Below are 14,732 nucleotides of genomic sequence, written 5' to 3'. Positions count from 1 at the left end.
ACTGAAGAAATCATGGAAAAGACCTATCTCCCTCCTGTCGATTCTCTAGAACGCAATTGGTACGTCATTGATGCAGCCAATCAGCGCTTGGGACGACTCTCCACTGAAATCGCGATGATTTTACGCGGTAAGAACAAGCCTACTTATACCCCTTCGATGGATACAGGCGATTTTGTAATCGTCATCAATGCTGAGAAAGTGGATGTGACCGGGAAAAAACGCTTTCAGAAGATCTATCGCCGCAACTCTGGGCGTCCTGGTGGAATGAAAACCGAGACGTTTGACAAACTGCAAGCTCGAATTCCAGAGCGAATCATCGAACATGCGGTGAAAGGAATGCTGCCCAAAAATTCTCTGGGTCGCCAACTATTTACCAAGCTGAAAGTTTATGCGGGAGCGGCTCATCCCCATGCCGCCCAACAGCCTCAAGTTCTACAAATCAATACCATTCCCGGAGAAGATAGCTAATGCAAGCCACTGAAGGTCGTGTCGTTTATCTTGGCACAGGTCGCCGTAAGTCTGCGGTGGCCAGAGTTCGTCTGGTTCCGGGTGATGGAACGCTGACAGTGAACGGTAAAGCTGGAGATCTGTATCTTCAATTCAATCCTGAGTATATTTCAGCGGCAAAAGCTCCCCTGGAAACCTTGGGACTCGAAGGTGAGTATGACATTCTCGTGAATGCTCACGGGGGCGGATTGACGGGACAAGCGGATGCGATTCGTCTCGGTGTGGCTCGTGCCCTGTGTCAGCTTGACCCTGAAAACCGTAAGCCTTTGAAGACGGAAGGCTACCTGACTCGTGATCCCCGTGCCAAAGAGCGGAAGAAATACGGTCTGCGGAAAGCGCGTAAGGCTCCTCAGTTCTCGAAACGGTAGGAAGCTGGCTCACAGCAGACTGCTAAAAGCTAAAATAGATCTAGAAAGATTGGAGAAATTTCGATGCCCAAACCTGACATTCATCCCAAGTGGTACCCAGAGGCAAAAGTCTACTGTAATGGCGAAGTCGTCATGACCATCGGTTCCACCAAGCCCGAACTGCATGTTGACGTGTGGTCTGGCAATCACCCATTCTTTACCGGGACGCAAAAGATTATTGATACCGAGGGTCGTGTGGAACGATTCTTGCGGAAGTATGGCATGACGGACGACTCAGCCGGACAAGCAAAGTAGCCAAGCTAGGCGGTTTGGATTTTAGAGTTTGGATTGATGTCCGACTTCTGGATTCAATCTCTCCGATGATCGCTCCAACCGATCGTGGAGCCTAGCTGTTAACCCTACTTTTCTAGTTTCATGGCTGAATCTTACCTGATTGACAAATTGAACTCTGTTGAGCAGACTTTTAATGAGTTGACTCGGCGGATGAGTGATCCTGATACGGCTAAAAATCCGACTGAGTTTCAAGAGGTGGCAAAGGCGCGTTCTTCTTTAGAGGGAGTTGTCAACACCTATGAAACCTGGCGCAAAACGCAGCAGGATCTCGCCGATGCCCGACAAATTGTGAAAGAGTCGGGAGGCGATCACGAGTTACAACAAATGGCGACAATGGAAGCCGAAGAACTTCAGCAAAGTCTCAATGACCTGGAAACTCGCCTGAAAGTGATGCTGCTGCCCAGCGACCCGAACGATGACAGAAACATCATGTTGGAAATTCGGGCTGGCACAGGTGGCGACGAGGCCAGCATTTGGGCGGGTGATTTGCTGCGGATGTATTCTCGCTATGCGGAGACGAAGCGCTGGAAAGTGAAGCTGGTGAGTGAATCTCTAGCAGACATGGGCGGCTTTAAGGAAGCGGTTCTGGAGATTCAGGGCGATCGCGTCTACAGCGAACTGAAATTTGAGGCGGGAGTTCACCGAGTCCAGCGGGTTCCTTTAACCGAAGCGTCGGGACGAGTTCACACGTCAACCGCAACGGTGGCAGTGATGCCGGAAGTAGACGAAGTGGAAGTTCACATTGACCCCAAAGATATTGAATTGACGACAGCGCGATCGGGTGGCGCGGGTGGTCAGAACGTCAACAAAGTAGAAACTGCCGTTGATTTACGACACAAGCCAACTGGAATTCGGATTTTTTGCACTGAGGAACGATCGCAACTGCAAAACCGCGAACGAGCGATGCAGATTCTCCGAGCCAAACTGTATGAACTGAAGCTGCAAGAACAGCAAGAGGCAGTGACCTCGCTGCGGATGTCTCAGGTGGGGACGGGATCGCGATCGGAAAAGATTCGTACCTACAACTACAAAGATAGTCGCGTCACAGATCACCGTTTGGGCAAAAACTTTTCGCTGCCGCCTGTGTTGGAGGGCGACCTGGAAGAGTTGATTCAAAGCTGCATTTCTCAAGACCAGCAAGAGCGACTAGAAGCCTTGGCAGCAGAGAGTGGAAACCAAGCAGCGGTGAGTTGATGGTTCAAATTACTGCCATCACTGATGCCATTACAACTTTAGCCGAAGCTGAAAATCAGTTTGGGTTGAGGCGGACTGAAGATGAGCAGTTCTTTAAAGAGTGGATTGAAGGGTTACCTGATCTGACGGATGTCGATCGGGAAGCTTTGGACACGCTTCGACGAAGATATGTGTATCACCGTACTGATGGCGACTTATTAGAAGGGACTGTCTCTTTGCTGATGGCTTCGCCACTTTTGGCTGTAGCAGGATTTTATGATCCGCCGTTTAAGGTGAAAGCAGAGCCAACGGTTCAGATCACGTTAGATGATGATGAAGAGGTTTTGCGGGGGCGGATCGATGTCTTGGTGATGCAAAACCAGTTCTGGGTTGTAATTTTAGAATCCAAGAAAACGACTCTTGCTATCTTGGCTGCTTTACCTCAAGCGCTGACCTATCTCATGGCAAGTCCTCACCCTGATCAACCTGGCTTTGGCATGATTACGAATGGAGATGACATTCTTTTTGTAAAGCTAACTCAGGGTGAGGTTTCCCAATATTCACTTTCGCGGGTGTTTGCGCCTTTTACGTCATCGAGAGAACTATATAACGCAACGCAAGTTCTGAGGCGAATTGGTCAGGTAATCATCTAGGAATGATATTAGTAAGCGATCGTTCTAACTTTTTGAAGTGGGACGATCTCATCGTTTATCAACAATGAACGCTAAATGTTAAGCAGTTTCTTAAATCGTTCGTCGTCTCTAATCGAGTCAAAGTCTGAATCAGTTTGTGCCATTGTTCTATATTTGCCATCTGGCGTAAGTTTACTTGCTTCTTTCAAGCTTTCAACTGCTAGTTCGATTTCAATTTCTAACGAAAGATAACACGCTTTGTTATACCAAGCCCTAGCGTAATCAGGTTTGATCTCAATAGCCTTCTCGCATGACAGAATTGCTTCTTTAGGCTGCTTTGACCATCTAAGAGCAGAACCTCTTTCAACCCATGCAGAATAGTGATTAGGATCTATTTGAATAACTTTTTCATGAGCGATAACTGCTTCTTTATATCGTCTCAACCTTCTCAATGCCTTGCCTTTACCAAACCAGGCATCAAGGTAGTCGGGTTTCATTTGAGCGGCTTTTTCATAGGAAGCAAGTGCGTCATCATATCGAGACTCAAAGTAAAAAGCTTGTCCCTGCTTGATATGGTCTTCTGCTGTGAACAACTGCGGAATTGCGGACAGAAGATTAAGTTGTGAGGTAAACTTTTGAAGTTCTTGTTGTCGCTTGGGTGTGCTTTGAGATTCTTCAAAACTGAGTGTTTCTTGTATTGATGGCAGTATTACTGAAAGCCCATGTAAAATTTCTTCTTTCTTGATGGAGCAATCTAGCATCAGTTCCTCGAAATCTTTGCTAAATGCCTCTTTTTGATTATTAAATTCTGACCTTACTCCATTTTCTAGCTGTGCTTCTACTACGTGTTTAAGATTTTCATCAATCTGCTCTTTGAATTGCTTTTTTAACTGATTCTCTAGATCACGCATTATGCTTTGACGAAACGCCCACAGTACAAGCGCCGCTACAAGTGACAGTATTGTGAGAGCAGTAGATAGTCTTCCAAACGCTTGGTCAATCCGTTGGTCAACCTGTTCTCGCGCAATCTTATACGCTTCCGACCGAATGTTCTCAAACTGAGTTTTTTCAAGCTCTTTTTCCAACCGAATGTTCTCAAACTGAGTTTTTTCAAGCTCTTTTTCCAACCGAATTGAAGTTGTAGAACTGGGTGTTGGTTGTTGCGGTGAGGTAGTTGGCTTAGGTTGAGCCATCACAGAACCAGCAGACAGCAAGCAAAGTGAAATTGTCAAAGCGATCCGGGGTTGGATTCTCATAACAAATTGGGTAGCAACTAAAATGCTCTACATGCAGAAAACTCAAGTTCCCGCAAAAAACTAGAATCAAGAAAATCTTGTGATCTAATGCGGGGGCAAATCCATAATTGGCGACAACAGCAGACTCACAATTTCTAGCGAATACCGTCAAATTTTGGGACTTCAAGCTTGGAGATGATGCATCGCTCCAATCGTTCGCATAGAAGTTTTCAATCAATACCGAGACTCCGTGAACAGTAGAATGTCACTATTCAGAACTACTATTTTTGTTAGAAGCTGCACAGAACTGAGGAAAAACGGCTATGCCACTGATTACAACGGGCGGTCAACTGATCAAGGATTTAGAAAAATTTGGCGCGATCGCAGCCTACGTTCCCCTAGAAGGTGGGTTTGAAGGGCGCTATCGGCGGAGAATTCGCGCATCAGGCTACAGTTCGCTCAGCATTACTGCCAGAGGGTTGGGCGATGTGGCAATGTATCTGACTGGCGTGCATGGCGTGCGTCCGCCTCATTTGGGCAAGAAGAGTTCTGGGTCTGGGGCAGCGGTTGGAGAAAGATATTTCATTCCCCCGATCGTCAGCACTCAGATTGATAACCTACCTGCCAAATCCAAAGGGCTGCTCTTGTGGATCATTGAGGGACACATTCTCTCCAATCAGGAACTTGAATATTTGGCGAATTTGCCGACGATCGAGCCTCGCCTCAAAATTGTGATCGAAGTGGGCGGAGAACGTTACTTCCGTTGGGCACCGCTCAAAGATACGACCCCTTGCGGGTAACTCGAAGAGATCGCCGCTTAAGTCCACGCCTAAATTAGAATATCTCACTTCAAAATCCCACCTTTTCACGACACATTCAACGGTCAAAGAAAGGGTGGGATCATTCTGTAGTAAGAAATTTTGGCGATCAGGTCGTAATTTTCAAATTCGCGCATTAGCATAAAGGAGTGACTGATCTCCTACACCCCTTACGATCTCTAAGCGAAGGTCACTGGTTTAAGCTCATTTGTGGAGCGAGTTTCCAACACCTTCCAGCCATTCGGAGTCTGACGCTGGCATATGCCCTTGCGGGGGCTGACTGTATCGATGTCGCGGCTGACCCTGCAATCATTTCGACTGCGCGAGAAGCACTGGCAGTCGCAGACAATCTTGCTGAAATGGCGAAGCAAAAAGGCTTTGCGGCAGGAAAATCACCCTGGCTGATGGTGAGCCTAAATGATGGCGAAGACCCGCACTTCAGGAAAGCAGAGTTTCAAGTGGCAAATTGTCCGAGTGATTGCCCAAAACCCTGTGAAACCGTTTGTCCGGCTGAGGCGATCGTCTTTCAAAACCAGTTCTCCGGTGTGATCGATGCGCTTTGTTATGGCTGTGGTCGCTGTATTCCCATTTGTCCGATTCAAAATATTTCTGCCCGATCGTACGTCTACACTCCGGAAGTCATTTCGCCTCTGATTTTGCAGGCGGGTGTGGATGCGATCGAGATTCATACTCAGACTGGACGGTTAGAAGATTTCAAACGACTGTGGAAAGCAATTTCTCCCCAGATTCATCACCTCAAGCTTCTAGCAATTAGCTGCCCGGATGGGGAGGGTTTGATTGATTATTTGTGGGCCTTGCATGAAGTCATTGCGCCTTTGTCCTGTGCGCTAATTTGGCAAACAGACGGTCGGCCGATGAGTGGCGATATTGGAGATGGGGCGACGCGAGCCTGCATCAAACTGGGTCAAAAAGTTCTTGCTGCCAATCTGCCGGGATATGTGCAACTGGCGGGCGGCACGAATGCTCACACGGTTCCTAAGCTGAAAACTTTAGAGCGGTCGTCAGATAAAAATGGTACAATTGTACTAAGAAAGATTTCAGGAATTGCCTACGGAAGCTATGCGCGGAGCCTGTTACTACCCGTTCTCAACCAACTCGAAGTCATGGAAACTGCTCAAGTAGATTTTGCCAGCGTTCGTCAACACAGCGGAGTTTTGGGAACTGCTTCTGCGATCGACCGTGAGGGTTTTACACGGATGCGATCGGCTACCCGGCTCGAAGCGACTCCTGACCTTCTCTGGCAAGCCGTTGAGTTAGCGCACACCTTGATTTCCCCGCTCAAATCATCTGCTCAAAAAAAATGATCCCTTCTTAATCATTCAAGTGCTTCACGATACATCTATTCACGGCAAAAATTCCTTACGCTAACTCACAGGCTGTTTTGCTGTTCTCTTTCTCAAGCTGTTTCACATACTGTCATGGTGAATCATCGCAACTTACACTCCTCCGATACGGTCAGTTCTGAATCTTTGAATCACGCCTCACCGTCTGCCAACGGGTATCCGTCACCCGCTCTCACAGACCCCTCTAAAAGCCCCTTTGCGGAAACCATGCAAACTGACGATCTTGAAAAGCTTTTAAGCATTCTGCCGGATCAGATTCGTGAGCAACTAGACCACCATCCTCAGCGAGACAGCCTGGTAGAAGTTGTGATGGATCTCGGTCGTCGCCCCGAAGCTCGATTTCCTGGCAAGGCAGAATATTTGTCTGAAACGCTGATTTCTCAGGGCGATCTAAATGAAAGCATTGCCAGAGTTGGAGATTTTGGTGGAGACAATCGCGCGGGCATTGAGCGAACTTTACATAGAATCAGCGCTATCCGCAATCGGCGCGGCGAAGTGATTGGTCTGACCTGTCGGGTGGGTCGAGCCGTGTTTGGCACGATCGGCATGATTCGTGATCTGGTGGAAAGTGGGCGATCAATTCTCATGTTGGGTCGTCCTGGAGTGGGCAAAACTACTGCCCTGAGAGAAATTGCCCGCGTTCTGGCTGACGAGTTAGAAAAGCGAGTGGTAATCATTGACACGTCTAACGAAATTGCGGGCGATGGCGATGTGCCGCATCCAGCTATCGGTCGTGCCCGTAGAATGCAAGTGTCGCGTCCTGAACTTCAGCATCAGGTGATGATCGAAGCGGTTGAAAACCACATGCCTGAAGTGATTGTGATCGACGAGATTGGCACTGAATTAGAAGCGCTGGCCGCCAGAACGATCGCAGAACGAGGCGTTCAACTTGTCGGTACGGCTCACGGCAATCGTCTCGATAATCTGGTTAAGAACCCGACCCTCTCGGATCTCATTGGCGGCATTCAATCCGTGACGTTGGGAGACGAAGAAGCGAGACGGCGCGGCAGTCAAAAAAGTGTTTTGGAACGCAAAGCCCCGCCCACCTTTGATATCGCGGTTGAAATGACCGAGCGGCAAAAATGGGTAGTTCACGAACATGTTGCGGAGACGATCGATAGCATTCTCCGAGGCAGACAGCCCACACCAGAAGTCAGAACGGTGAACCCAGACGGCAGCGTCACGGTTACTCATGAGTTGCCTACCGTTCCAGAAGTGCCTGCGGCTCGATCAAAAAATGGCGTTCGCAACAATCCGCTTTCGTTAGCGCCCAATCCGCAGGAAGGGTTTTTCACGCCTCCGATTCAAGGACGCGGCTGGCGATCATCGGGCAAGCTGAAACCGATCGCAACTCCCACCGCCGAGCAGCAAACCTTTGAGCAACTGCTGAATGCTTCTCTCAATCAGATTGACTATCAGAGGACTGATCTGGCTGAGATGCAATCTGAGGAAGGCGTTTATATTCCCGGCCCTAACGGTGAAGAATTGCCGCTGCATATCTATCCTTATGGGGTCAGTCGTCATCAGTTGGATCAGGTGATTCGGACGCTGAACTTGCCGATCGTCCTCACCAAAGATATCGACAATGCGGATGCGGTTCTGGCTCTGCGATCGCACGTCAAAAACCACTCAAAGCTGCGCCACCTGGCAAAATCGCGTCAAGTTCCCATTCACACGCTCAAAGCTAGCAGCATTCCTCAAATCGCCCACTCGCTGCGACGCTTGTTAAACATGGACGACCCGGCCCTTCCTGATGAAGCAGAACTCAATCTGTTGGCGCGGGGAGATAGTGAAGATGAAATCGAGGCCTTAGAAGAGGCCAGACTGGCGGTTGAGCAGATTGTGATTCCCAAAGGTCAGCCGGTCGAACTGTTGCCGCGATCGGGAATCGTTCGCAAGATGCAGCATGAGCTAGTCGAACACTATCACCTAAACTCGCGCAGCTTTGGAGAAGAACCCAACCGTCGGCTGCGAATCTACCCGGCTTGATGTTTTGAGTGTTGGGTTTTAATTCAAGCAAGTCGCTGTTAGACTCAAAATTCTGGCAGGCTGTTCAGCCATTAAAACTCATCACTCAAATTTTTTCTTCCCATGCTTGAGTTCATTCGATCGGATCTCTCCCAACTTGCTGCATACACTCAACATACAGGCGATGCTCACCTGCCCGAAGCCCTCGATCGCTTGGATGTAAATGAGAGTCCGTTTGACTTATCCGATGAGTTAAAACAAAAACTCGGCTGGATGTATCAACAAATTGAAAATAACCGCTATCCCGATGGTGGCTATGAGGGACTGAAAGACGCGATCGCAGAATATGTCAATGAATCTGGCAGCGCTGTGACTTGGGAGAACATTTCGATCGGCAATGGTTCCGATGAGTTGATTCGCTCTCTGTTGATTGCCACCTGTCTGAGGGGCGAAGGGTCGATTTTAGTCGCTGATCCCACGTTTTCAATGTATGGAATTTTGGCGCGGACGTTGGGAATTGCGGTCACGACAATCGGACGTACCCAAACCTTTGCAATGGACTTGACGGCGGCTGAGGAGGCGGTTAGCAAGGCACTCGATTCCAAAGGAACTGCTTCCTCAACTCCTCCCATTCGCGTAGTTTTTGTCGTCCATCCCAACTCGCCTACTGGAAACGCGCTCACAGAGACAGAATTGGACTGGCTACGGAGCCTACCGCAAAGTATTCTCGTTGTGGTTGACGAAGCTTATTTTGAATTTAGTCAGACTACGGTAGCGAGTGAGTTGTCACAGCGTCCAAATTGGGTGATTTTGAGAACCTTTTCAAAGGCGTTTCGGCTAGCGGCGCATCGAGTTGGATATGCGATCGCCCATCCTGATCTGATTGCAGCCCTGGAAAAAGTTCGTCTGCCTTACAATCTGCCCAGTTTTTCGCAAGCGGCGGCATCGGTGGCGATCGCTCATCGACAAACGCTCCTCTCTACGATTCCGCTGATTCTTGCAGAACGAACTCGTCTCAGTCAAGCGCTTTCCCAACATCTATACCTTCAGATCTGGAATAGTGACGCTAACTTTGTCTATCTGCGCCTCAAAGAGACCGGAGATTCTGCTCAAATGGCAGCAATTTGCCAAACCCTCAAGGCTCAAGGCACCCTAATTCGGCATACAGGCGGCGGATTGCGAATCACAGTTGGAACGCCTTTAGAAAACCAAAGAACACTCGATCGTTTTGCCGCCCTGGGTTACTAATTTCTCGTTTTATCCTCATCCAAACTGCTAGGACTATGGCGCGCGGCATAGATTGTGTGAGGTAATACTCCGACGAGTAGCGCAAAAGCTTCGTCTGGAAGTTGAGCCGTCGTTTCTGCGCCAAAATAGTTCTCAAACTGATTCAAAATCATCTGGGCGCGTTGCAGCGGTGCCGGGTTATCGGTCAACTGCTGGGTTAGCTTGATCCATTGCCGCCGAATTAGATAAGCTTTTTGTCGATCGTCCTGCTCTCTGGGGTCAACCAGTGACAGATCCCCCACGGGCAAAATTCCTTCACAATCTAAATCAAAAAAGCTGCCAACCGCTGCGCCTGGCCCCGCAAACTCAGCATGAAATCGCTTATAGATAATTAGCCCGTTTCGCCTACGGCTATTGACTATCAGCAATTTTCCACTCTTTAGCTGGTTCAAAGAAATATCAGACACGCTCGACTGTTCAATAACGTCCTGATAACAGTTCAGGCTCTCGTTTTTCATACCGCTAGAAGCCTTGAGAGCTATTGACACGGCTATGTCACATAGAGGAGCAAAAATCTATCCAGCACTGCGATCTCTTCGAGTTACCCACAGGGGGGCAAGTGATCGGACAACTTACAACCTATCCCAACCCAACTTGGTTTGTTGGACGCGCACACCTAGGATCACTATAGGCTATCAAAATTCCTTCAGAAACCGTACTAGAAACCAGATTGCATTCCCGTACTTTTACTGACTCCTCAGTTAAGCTTAAATGACGGAGGAACTTACTGTGTAATCGCAACTTGAGCCTTGCCACTACATTCTAGGGTAGTGACCCCAGATCAGGAGATTTTGAGAAGCAATAACTTTGAAGTAGGGATGAAGATTGTGCAAGGCGTTTGAGAAATCCCCAGCAAAGGCTTCATGAAGCTAGATGTAAATTCTGAGAAATCATGATCGTAAGCCCATTGAAACTCACAGTCATAGCAGCTTGCGATCTCGTAAATTCTTATGCAGGAAGAGTCTTCGCGGCTGACCAAACCACCAAAAGCTCCAGCTTGGATCAGCGTCTTCTACCCGGTAGTCACTTTTAAAATAAAGCTGTCGCGCCTGGTGATTATTTTCAAGAACATGCAGATAAATGTCTTGAAATCCCCATGCTAAAACTGCGCGATCGCAGGCCGCCAATAGCTGTCGAGCCACTCCCTTACGCCGACTCTCTGGATGCACTGCCAGATTTGATAAGTAAGCATATTGAGACGTGCGCGGCTGCCACGGATTTGCAGAGCGTAGACCAATCTCCACCGTGCCAACGTGATAGCCCTCCTGTCCTTCACTAGCGCAATCGAGAGCAACCAGGCAGAGGTAATGGGAAGGAGCCGACTTTAGCCGATTCCGCAAGTCTTCATAGATTCCCATTCTCATGATTGGGATCAACCAGCGCATAAAGTCAGGCTGCAAATGAAAGCTTTCTGCCAGAATGCCCGAAATCTCAGCCAGATCTTGCGGCTGGACAGCACGAATGACAAACCGTGAAGATGAAGATTGCCCTGAAGGGTCTTTTTCGCGAGATGAAGGGATAGTCACAACCAACTCAAAGCGGCGCAGTATTGGAATTATCCTAAATCAGGTTGAGCAGAAACGTTAATCCGCCCTTTTGGACTTTAGGCAAAAAAAGACCTGCCTAGCCAAGATTTCAGACGCTAGACAGGCAATGCAAATGAAACAAACTCAGTTATTTACCAATGCGAGGCGGCTCCCGAAAGGCGATCGCAAAGAACAAAACGCCGATCGCGAGGGCAATAATCAAAATGTAAGCAACGCTTTCCATAATCGAAGCTCCTGGCTTATTTAATGGTTAATACTGGACAGAAAACAGGCTTGGCCGTTCATGAAACTCATATCCTGACCAAACCTGTCTCTTTCACAAACCTAAATTTGCTCTTGTCGGCGAGTAGATTTGTCTCCCAACTTCTGGAAGAAGCCCCACTCGACTTGTTCTTCGGCAAGGTCGGGGTCAATCCCAGCAAACACATCCCGGAAGATGGTGCGAGAACCGTGCCAGATATGCCCAAAGAAGAACAATAAAGCAAAGACCGCATGTCCAAAGGTAAACCATCCTCTAGGACTGGTGCGGAAAACCCCATCAGAGTTCAAGGTTTCACGATCGAATTGGAAGGGTTCGCCCAATTGAGAAGCCCGTGCATAGCGCTTCACGACTGCGGGGTCAGAGAAGGTTTGACCATTTAAAGCGCCTCCGTAGAAGGTCGCAGTCACACCAGCTTGCTCAAAGCTGTACTTTGACTCAGCCTTACGGAACGGAATATCAGCCCGAACTACGCCGTCTGCGTCTGTTAAGACAATCGGGAAGTTCTCAAAGAAGTTAGGCAAGCGACGCACAAAAAGCTCTCTGCCTTCGCTGTCTTTGAAGATGGGGTGACCCAACCAGGATTGAGCAATCCCGTCGCCTTTGTTCATCTGACCTGTACGGAACAATCCTCCCTTGGCAGGGCTGTTACCCACATAGTCATAAAACGCCAGCTTGTCAGGAATCCCTTGCCAGGCAGTTTCTTCGCTTACGCCGTCCGCAACTTGGGTTTGAACGCGCCGATTGATCTCCTGTCTAAAGTAGCCACTATCCCATTGATAACGGGTTGGCCCAAACAGTTCGATCGGAGTCGTCGCATTTCCGTACCACATGGTGCCCGCTACAATAAATGCAGCAAAGAACACCGCAGCAATACTGCTCGACAGCACCGTTTCGATATTCCCCATTCTCAGCGCTTTGTAGAGTCGCTCAGGAGGACGCACGCTGAGGTGGAACAGACCTGCAATGATGCCGACAATCCCCGCTGCGATATGGTGAGCCACAACACCGCCAGGATTGAATGGATTAAAGCCGGCCGGCCCCCATTCAGGCGCAACGGGTTGAATGCTTCCAGTTAGACCAAAAGGATCAGACACCCACATCCCAGGGCCAAATAGCCCAGTTAGGTGAAATGCCCCAAACCCAAAGCAAAGTAACCCAGACAAAAACAAGTGAATCCCAAACATTTTGGGCAAATCCAAAGCGGGTTCGCCTGTGCGGGGATCTCTAAATAGTTCTAAATCCCAATAAACCCAGTGCCAGCAAGCTGCTAAAAACAGCAGACCTGATAGCACAATGTGAGCGATCGCAACGCCTTCAAACGACCAAAAGCCAGGATCAACCGCCGTCTCACCTGTGATGCTCCAGCCGCCCCAAGAAGAAGTCACGCCTAGACGCGCCATGAAGGGCAACACGAACATGCCTTGCCGCCACATGGGGTTGAGCACTGGGTCGCTAGGATCAAAGATCGCTAGTTCGTACAGCGCCATCGAACCCGCCCAGCCTGCAACCAGAGCGGTGTGCATCAGGTGAGTTGCGATCAACCGTCCCGGATCATTAATCAAGACGGTATGGACTCGATACCAGGGTAGTCCCATTGACTACGCTCCTCCTCTAAATTGTGTCTACTGCAACGCTTCTTTCAGCATTTTGTTAAAGTGCCAGTTACTGGTAAATTTACCAGAGTTTAGGGCGACTTCTAACTTGTAATTCACGCCCTCAGCCCCTCTTATCAGAAGAGCATGAATTGTTTGACAAGGCGATCGTAAAAATGAAAGTGTATAAAGAAGTGTAACCAGTGTTAGAGCCTATTGCAAGCAGATTAGAAATCTCTGAACCGTGGATGGGAATTGAACCTCAGCTTCTTAACATTTGTTCATCTTTGTCAACAATAAGTTACAACTTAAATAGCAGCTTCTTTACTCGGTTTACACACCATACTCTTCCAAAAGGTTAAAGCTATGCAGCCAACAGATCAGGATCTCCAATCCGTGGATGAGATTCAGCCCGCTATCGCTGAGGAGGCTTCAGAGCCTGTCAAATCAACGTTTAAATCCGCCAGCATTCAGTTCATAAAAGAGAACAAAGAAGTCATGGCAGCGGATGGCGCAAATCTGCGAATCAAGGCGATCGAGCATGGTATTGATCTCTACACCTTTAAGGGCAAGCTGGTTAACTGTGGTGGCTATGGTCAGTGTGGCACCTGCGTTGTTGAGGTGGTCGAAGGTCTAGAAAACCTCTCGCCGCGCACAGACTTTGAGGCCCGAAAACTCAAGAAAAAGCCCGAAACCTATCGACTGGCTTGTCAGGCAACCGTGCACGGCGCTGTGAGCGTCAAAACCAAGCCTTAGTGTTATTCTAAGAGGTGTCACTGCCGAGATTTAGATAGGGATAGAGTTTATGCAAGTCAACGATTTGGGATTTATCGCAAGCATTCTATTCGTCCTGGTGCCGAGTGTTTTTCTGCTGATTCTTTACATCCAAACGGCAAGTCGTCAGCCGAACGATTAATTCTCGTCTCACTGACCAAGGCTGTTTTAAGGAGCGCTGGAGACTTAAGTTCTTCAGCGCTTTTTGATGGAAATGTTTATGAGAGAGTGAACCATCTTGTTAAGGTAAGTTAAGAATTTGTCTCAGATTCTCGATCGCCCTCCGCCTGTCCATCCGACTCCTCTTCCTGGAGCACATTGTTCAAAAAAGCGTGCAGTCTCATGCGGTGAATGTACGGCCAGCCGCCCTGAGCTTCGATATCCTTGAGAAGTGAATAGAGCGCTCGACGATTGTTGGGCAGAGATTCTTGAAACAGCCCCTCACAGATTTCTCGGTGTAACCCTTCCAGCACTCTTAACAGCGCCAAAAGCTCCAGGCTATCTCCTTGGGCCATCTGGGCCAATTCTCTAATTTGGCTGGTAACTTGCTGAAGCTCAGAAGGCACCTGTGACTCAAACGCCTGATCCCGTTCCATTTAGTCTTACCTCTAAAAATATTTTGCCAATCTGGTGTGGCGTTACAAACACTTAACAGCTTAATCAGGTGTGGTTCGTTTGTTTGCTGAATCGTCCCTAAGTTCCTGCAAATCTTGCCGATTTTCTGCAAACTCATCTCCAGTCGTTTCTGGATTATTAAAAAGTTTACTAAAGTCTGTAAAATGCTATGAGAGGTTCTGCCTGAGCTAATCCAGAGCTTATAGTAATTTCGATGCGACCTGGCAGCAGTTCACTGAGTTCTGGTAGCAGTGCTG

The 14,732-nt window shown here is 48.5% G+C and carries 17 protein-coding genes; 11 read left to right on the top strand and 6 right to left on the bottom strand.

Features of this window, described 5'->3' with window-relative positions:
- The first annotated feature begins 12 nt into the window (after window positions 1–12).
- The 5 genes from rplM to ACKFKH_RS16850 all read left to right on the top strand — a co-directional run bounded on the left by rplM (window position 13) and on the right by ACKFKH_RS16850 (window position 3,034).
- Window positions 13–468, top strand: a complete 456-nt coding sequence (gene rplM / locus ACKFKH_RS16870) for a 50S ribosomal protein L13 (protein ID WP_446859485.1) — start codon at window positions 13–15, stop codon at window positions 466–468.
- Complete coding sequence (gene rpsI, locus ACKFKH_RS16865; RefSeq protein WP_446859484.1) at window positions 468–875, top strand: 30S ribosomal protein S9; 408 nt, start codon at window positions 468–470, stop codon at window positions 873–875. The genes rplM and rpsI overlap by 1 nt, the downstream gene beginning before the upstream one ends.
- A 63-nt stretch (window positions 876–938) precedes the next feature.
- On the top strand, window positions 939–1,169 hold the full coding sequence (gene rpmE / locus ACKFKH_RS16860; protein WP_446859483.1) for a 50S ribosomal protein L31: 231 nt from the start codon (window positions 939–941) through the stop codon (window positions 1,167–1,169).
- A 120-nt stretch (window positions 1,170–1,289) separates the two neighbouring features.
- On the top strand, window positions 1,290–2,402 hold the full coding sequence (gene prfA / locus ACKFKH_RS16855; protein WP_446859482.1) for a peptide chain release factor 1: 1,113 nt from the start codon (window positions 1,290–1,292) through the stop codon (window positions 2,400–2,402).
- Window positions 2,402–3,034: a type I restriction endonuclease gene (locus tag ACKFKH_RS16850; RefSeq protein WP_446859481.1), complete on the top strand. Its 633-nt coding sequence runs from the start codon at window positions 2,402–2,404 to the stop codon at window positions 3,032–3,034. The genes prfA and ACKFKH_RS16850 overlap by 1 nt, the downstream gene beginning before the upstream one ends.
- Window positions 3,035–3,105: 71 nt before the next feature.
- Here ACKFKH_RS16850 and ACKFKH_RS16845 read toward each other — a convergent pair whose 3' ends face one another.
- On the bottom strand, window positions 3,106–4,206 hold the full coding sequence (locus ACKFKH_RS16845) for a tetratricopeptide repeat protein (protein WP_446859480.1): 1,101 nt from the start codon (window positions 4,204–4,206) through the stop codon (window positions 3,106–3,108).
- Window positions 4,207–4,571: 365 nt separating this feature from the next.
- Here ACKFKH_RS16845 and ndhN point away from each other — a divergent pair, with 365 nt between their 5' ends.
- The 4 genes from ndhN to ACKFKH_RS16825 all read left to right on the top strand — a co-directional run bounded on the left by ndhN (window position 4,572) and on the right by ACKFKH_RS16825 (window position 9,646).
- Complete coding sequence (gene ndhN, locus ACKFKH_RS16840; protein WP_446859479.1) at window positions 4,572–5,048, top strand: NAD(P)H-quinone oxidoreductase subunit N; 477 nt, start codon at window positions 4,572–4,574, stop codon at window positions 5,046–5,048.
- Between the two features lie 167 nt (window positions 5,049–5,215).
- Window positions 5,216–6,391, top strand: coding sequence for a circadian clock protein LdpA (ldpA, locus tag ACKFKH_RS16835; protein ID WP_446859478.1), 1,176 nt, complete (start codon window positions 5,216–5,218; stop codon window positions 6,389–6,391).
- Between the two features lie 246 nt (window positions 6,392–6,637).
- Window positions 6,638–8,419 carry a R3H domain-containing nucleic acid-binding protein gene (locus tag ACKFKH_RS16830; RefSeq protein ID WP_446859571.1) on the top strand — a complete coding sequence of 594 codons (1,782 nt, stop codon included), beginning with the start codon at window positions 6,638–6,640 and terminating at the stop codon, window positions 8,417–8,419.
- Window positions 8,420–8,521: 102 nt separating this feature from the next.
- A complete protein-coding gene (locus ACKFKH_RS16825) occupies window positions 8,522–9,646 on the top strand; it encodes a histidinol-phosphate transaminase (protein ID WP_446859477.1) in 1,125 nt (374 codons plus the stop codon).
- Here ACKFKH_RS16825 and ACKFKH_RS16820 read toward each other — a convergent pair.
- The 4 genes from ACKFKH_RS16820 to psbB form a co-directional block, all read right to left on the bottom strand.
- The gene (locus tag ACKFKH_RS16820) at window positions 9,643–10,092 is read right to left on the bottom strand and encodes a hypothetical protein (protein WP_446859476.1); all 450 of its coding nucleotides are present in this window, start codon (window positions 10,090–10,092) and stop codon (window positions 9,643–9,645) included. The two genes, ACKFKH_RS16825 and ACKFKH_RS16820, sit on opposite strands and share 4 nt — an antisense overlap.
- A gap of 513 nt (window positions 10,093–10,605) precedes the next feature.
- Window positions 10,606–11,211 carry a GNAT family N-acetyltransferase gene (locus ACKFKH_RS16815; RefSeq protein WP_446859475.1) on the bottom strand — a complete coding sequence of 202 codons (606 nt, stop codon included), beginning with the start codon at window positions 11,209–11,211 and terminating at the stop codon, window positions 10,606–10,608.
- A gap of 148 nt (window positions 11,212–11,359) precedes the next feature.
- Complete coding sequence (locus ACKFKH_RS16810; protein WP_068816370.1) at window positions 11,360–11,455, bottom strand: photosystem II reaction center protein T; 96 nt, start codon at window positions 11,453–11,455, stop codon at window positions 11,360–11,362.
- A 101-nt stretch (window positions 11,456–11,556) separates the two neighbouring features.
- Window positions 11,557–13,089 carry a photosystem II chlorophyll-binding protein CP47 gene (gene psbB / locus ACKFKH_RS16805; RefSeq protein ID WP_446859474.1) on the bottom strand — a complete coding sequence of 511 codons (1,533 nt, stop codon included), beginning with the start codon at window positions 13,087–13,089 and terminating at the stop codon, window positions 11,557–11,559.
- Between the two features lie 363 nt (window positions 13,090–13,452).
- On the opposite strand from psbB, the gene ACKFKH_RS16800 reads away from it, so the two are divergent.
- Together ACKFKH_RS16800 and psbM are read left to right on the top strand one after the other, a co-directional pair.
- Window positions 13,453–13,842, top strand: a complete 390-nt coding sequence (locus tag ACKFKH_RS16800; RefSeq protein ID WP_446859473.1) for a 2Fe-2S iron-sulfur cluster-binding protein — start codon at window positions 13,453–13,455, stop codon at window positions 13,840–13,842.
- Window positions 13,843–13,891: 49 nt separating this feature from the next.
- The gene (gene psbM, locus ACKFKH_RS16795; protein ID WP_446859472.1) at window positions 13,892–14,002 is read left to right on the top strand and encodes a photosystem II reaction center protein PsbM; all 111 of its coding nucleotides are present in this window, start codon (window positions 13,892–13,894) and stop codon (window positions 14,000–14,002) included.
- Between the two features lie 109 nt (window positions 14,003–14,111).
- Here the strand turns inward: psbM and ACKFKH_RS16790 are convergent, their stop codons facing one another.
- Complete coding sequence (locus ACKFKH_RS16790) at window positions 14,112–14,456, bottom strand: hypothetical protein (protein ID WP_446859471.1); 345 nt, start codon at window positions 14,454–14,456, stop codon at window positions 14,112–14,114.
- Window positions 14,457–14,732: the final 276 nt, after the last annotated feature.

This window comes from Phormidesmis sp. 146-20 (assembly GCF_052939475.1).
The sequence above is the reverse complement of the archived record's forward strand: the minus strand, read 5'-3'. Positions and strand labels throughout refer to the sequence as shown.

Bases quoted from the DNA above. Each gene is read 5' to 3' on its own strand.
- rplM (WP_446859485.1), top strand. From the start codon at position 13: ATGGAAAAGACCTATCTCCCTCCTGTCGATTCTCTAGAACGCAATTGG.
- rpsI (WP_446859484.1), top strand. From the start codon at position 468: ATGCAAGCCACTGAAGGTCGTGTCGTTTATCTTGGCACAGGTCGCCGT.
- rpmE (WP_446859483.1), top strand. From the start codon at position 939: ATGCCCAAACCTGACATTCATCCCAAGTGGTACCCAGAGGCAAAAGTC.
- prfA (WP_446859482.1), top strand. From the start codon at position 1,290: ATGGCTGAATCTTACCTGATTGACAAATTGAACTCTGTTGAGCAGACT.
- ACKFKH_RS16850 (WP_446859481.1), top strand. From the start codon at position 2,402: ATGGTTCAAATTACTGCCATCACTGATGCCATTACAACTTTAGCCGAA.
- ACKFKH_RS16845 (WP_446859480.1), bottom strand. From the start codon at position 4,206: ATGGCTCAACCTAAGCCAACTACCTCACCGCAACAACCAACACCCAGT.
- ndhN (WP_446859479.1), top strand. From the start codon at position 4,572: ATGCCACTGATTACAACGGGCGGTCAACTGATCAAGGATTTAGAAAAA.
- ACKFKH_RS16830 (WP_446859571.1), top strand. From the start codon at position 6,638: ATGCAAACTGACGATCTTGAAAAGCTTTTAAGCATTCTGCCGGATCAG.
- ACKFKH_RS16825 (WP_446859477.1), top strand. From the start codon at position 8,522: ATGCTTGAGTTCATTCGATCGGATCTCTCCCAACTTGCTGCATACACT.
- ACKFKH_RS16810 (WP_068816370.1), bottom strand. From the start codon at position 11,455: ATGGAAAGCGTTGCTTACATTTTGATTATTGCCCTCGCGATCGGCGTT.
- psbB (WP_446859474.1), bottom strand. From the start codon at position 13,089: ATGGGACTACCCTGGTATCGAGTCCATACCGTCTTGATTAATGATCCG.
- ACKFKH_RS16800 (WP_446859473.1), top strand. From the start codon at position 13,453: ATGCAGCCAACAGATCAGGATCTCCAATCCGTGGATGAGATTCAGCCC.
- psbM (WP_446859472.1), top strand. From the start codon at position 13,892: ATGCAAGTCAACGATTTGGGATTTATCGCAAGCATTCTATTCGTCCTG.
- ACKFKH_RS16790 (WP_446859471.1), bottom strand. From the start codon at position 14,456: ATGGAACGGGATCAGGCGTTTGAGTCACAGGTGCCTTCTGAGCTTCAG.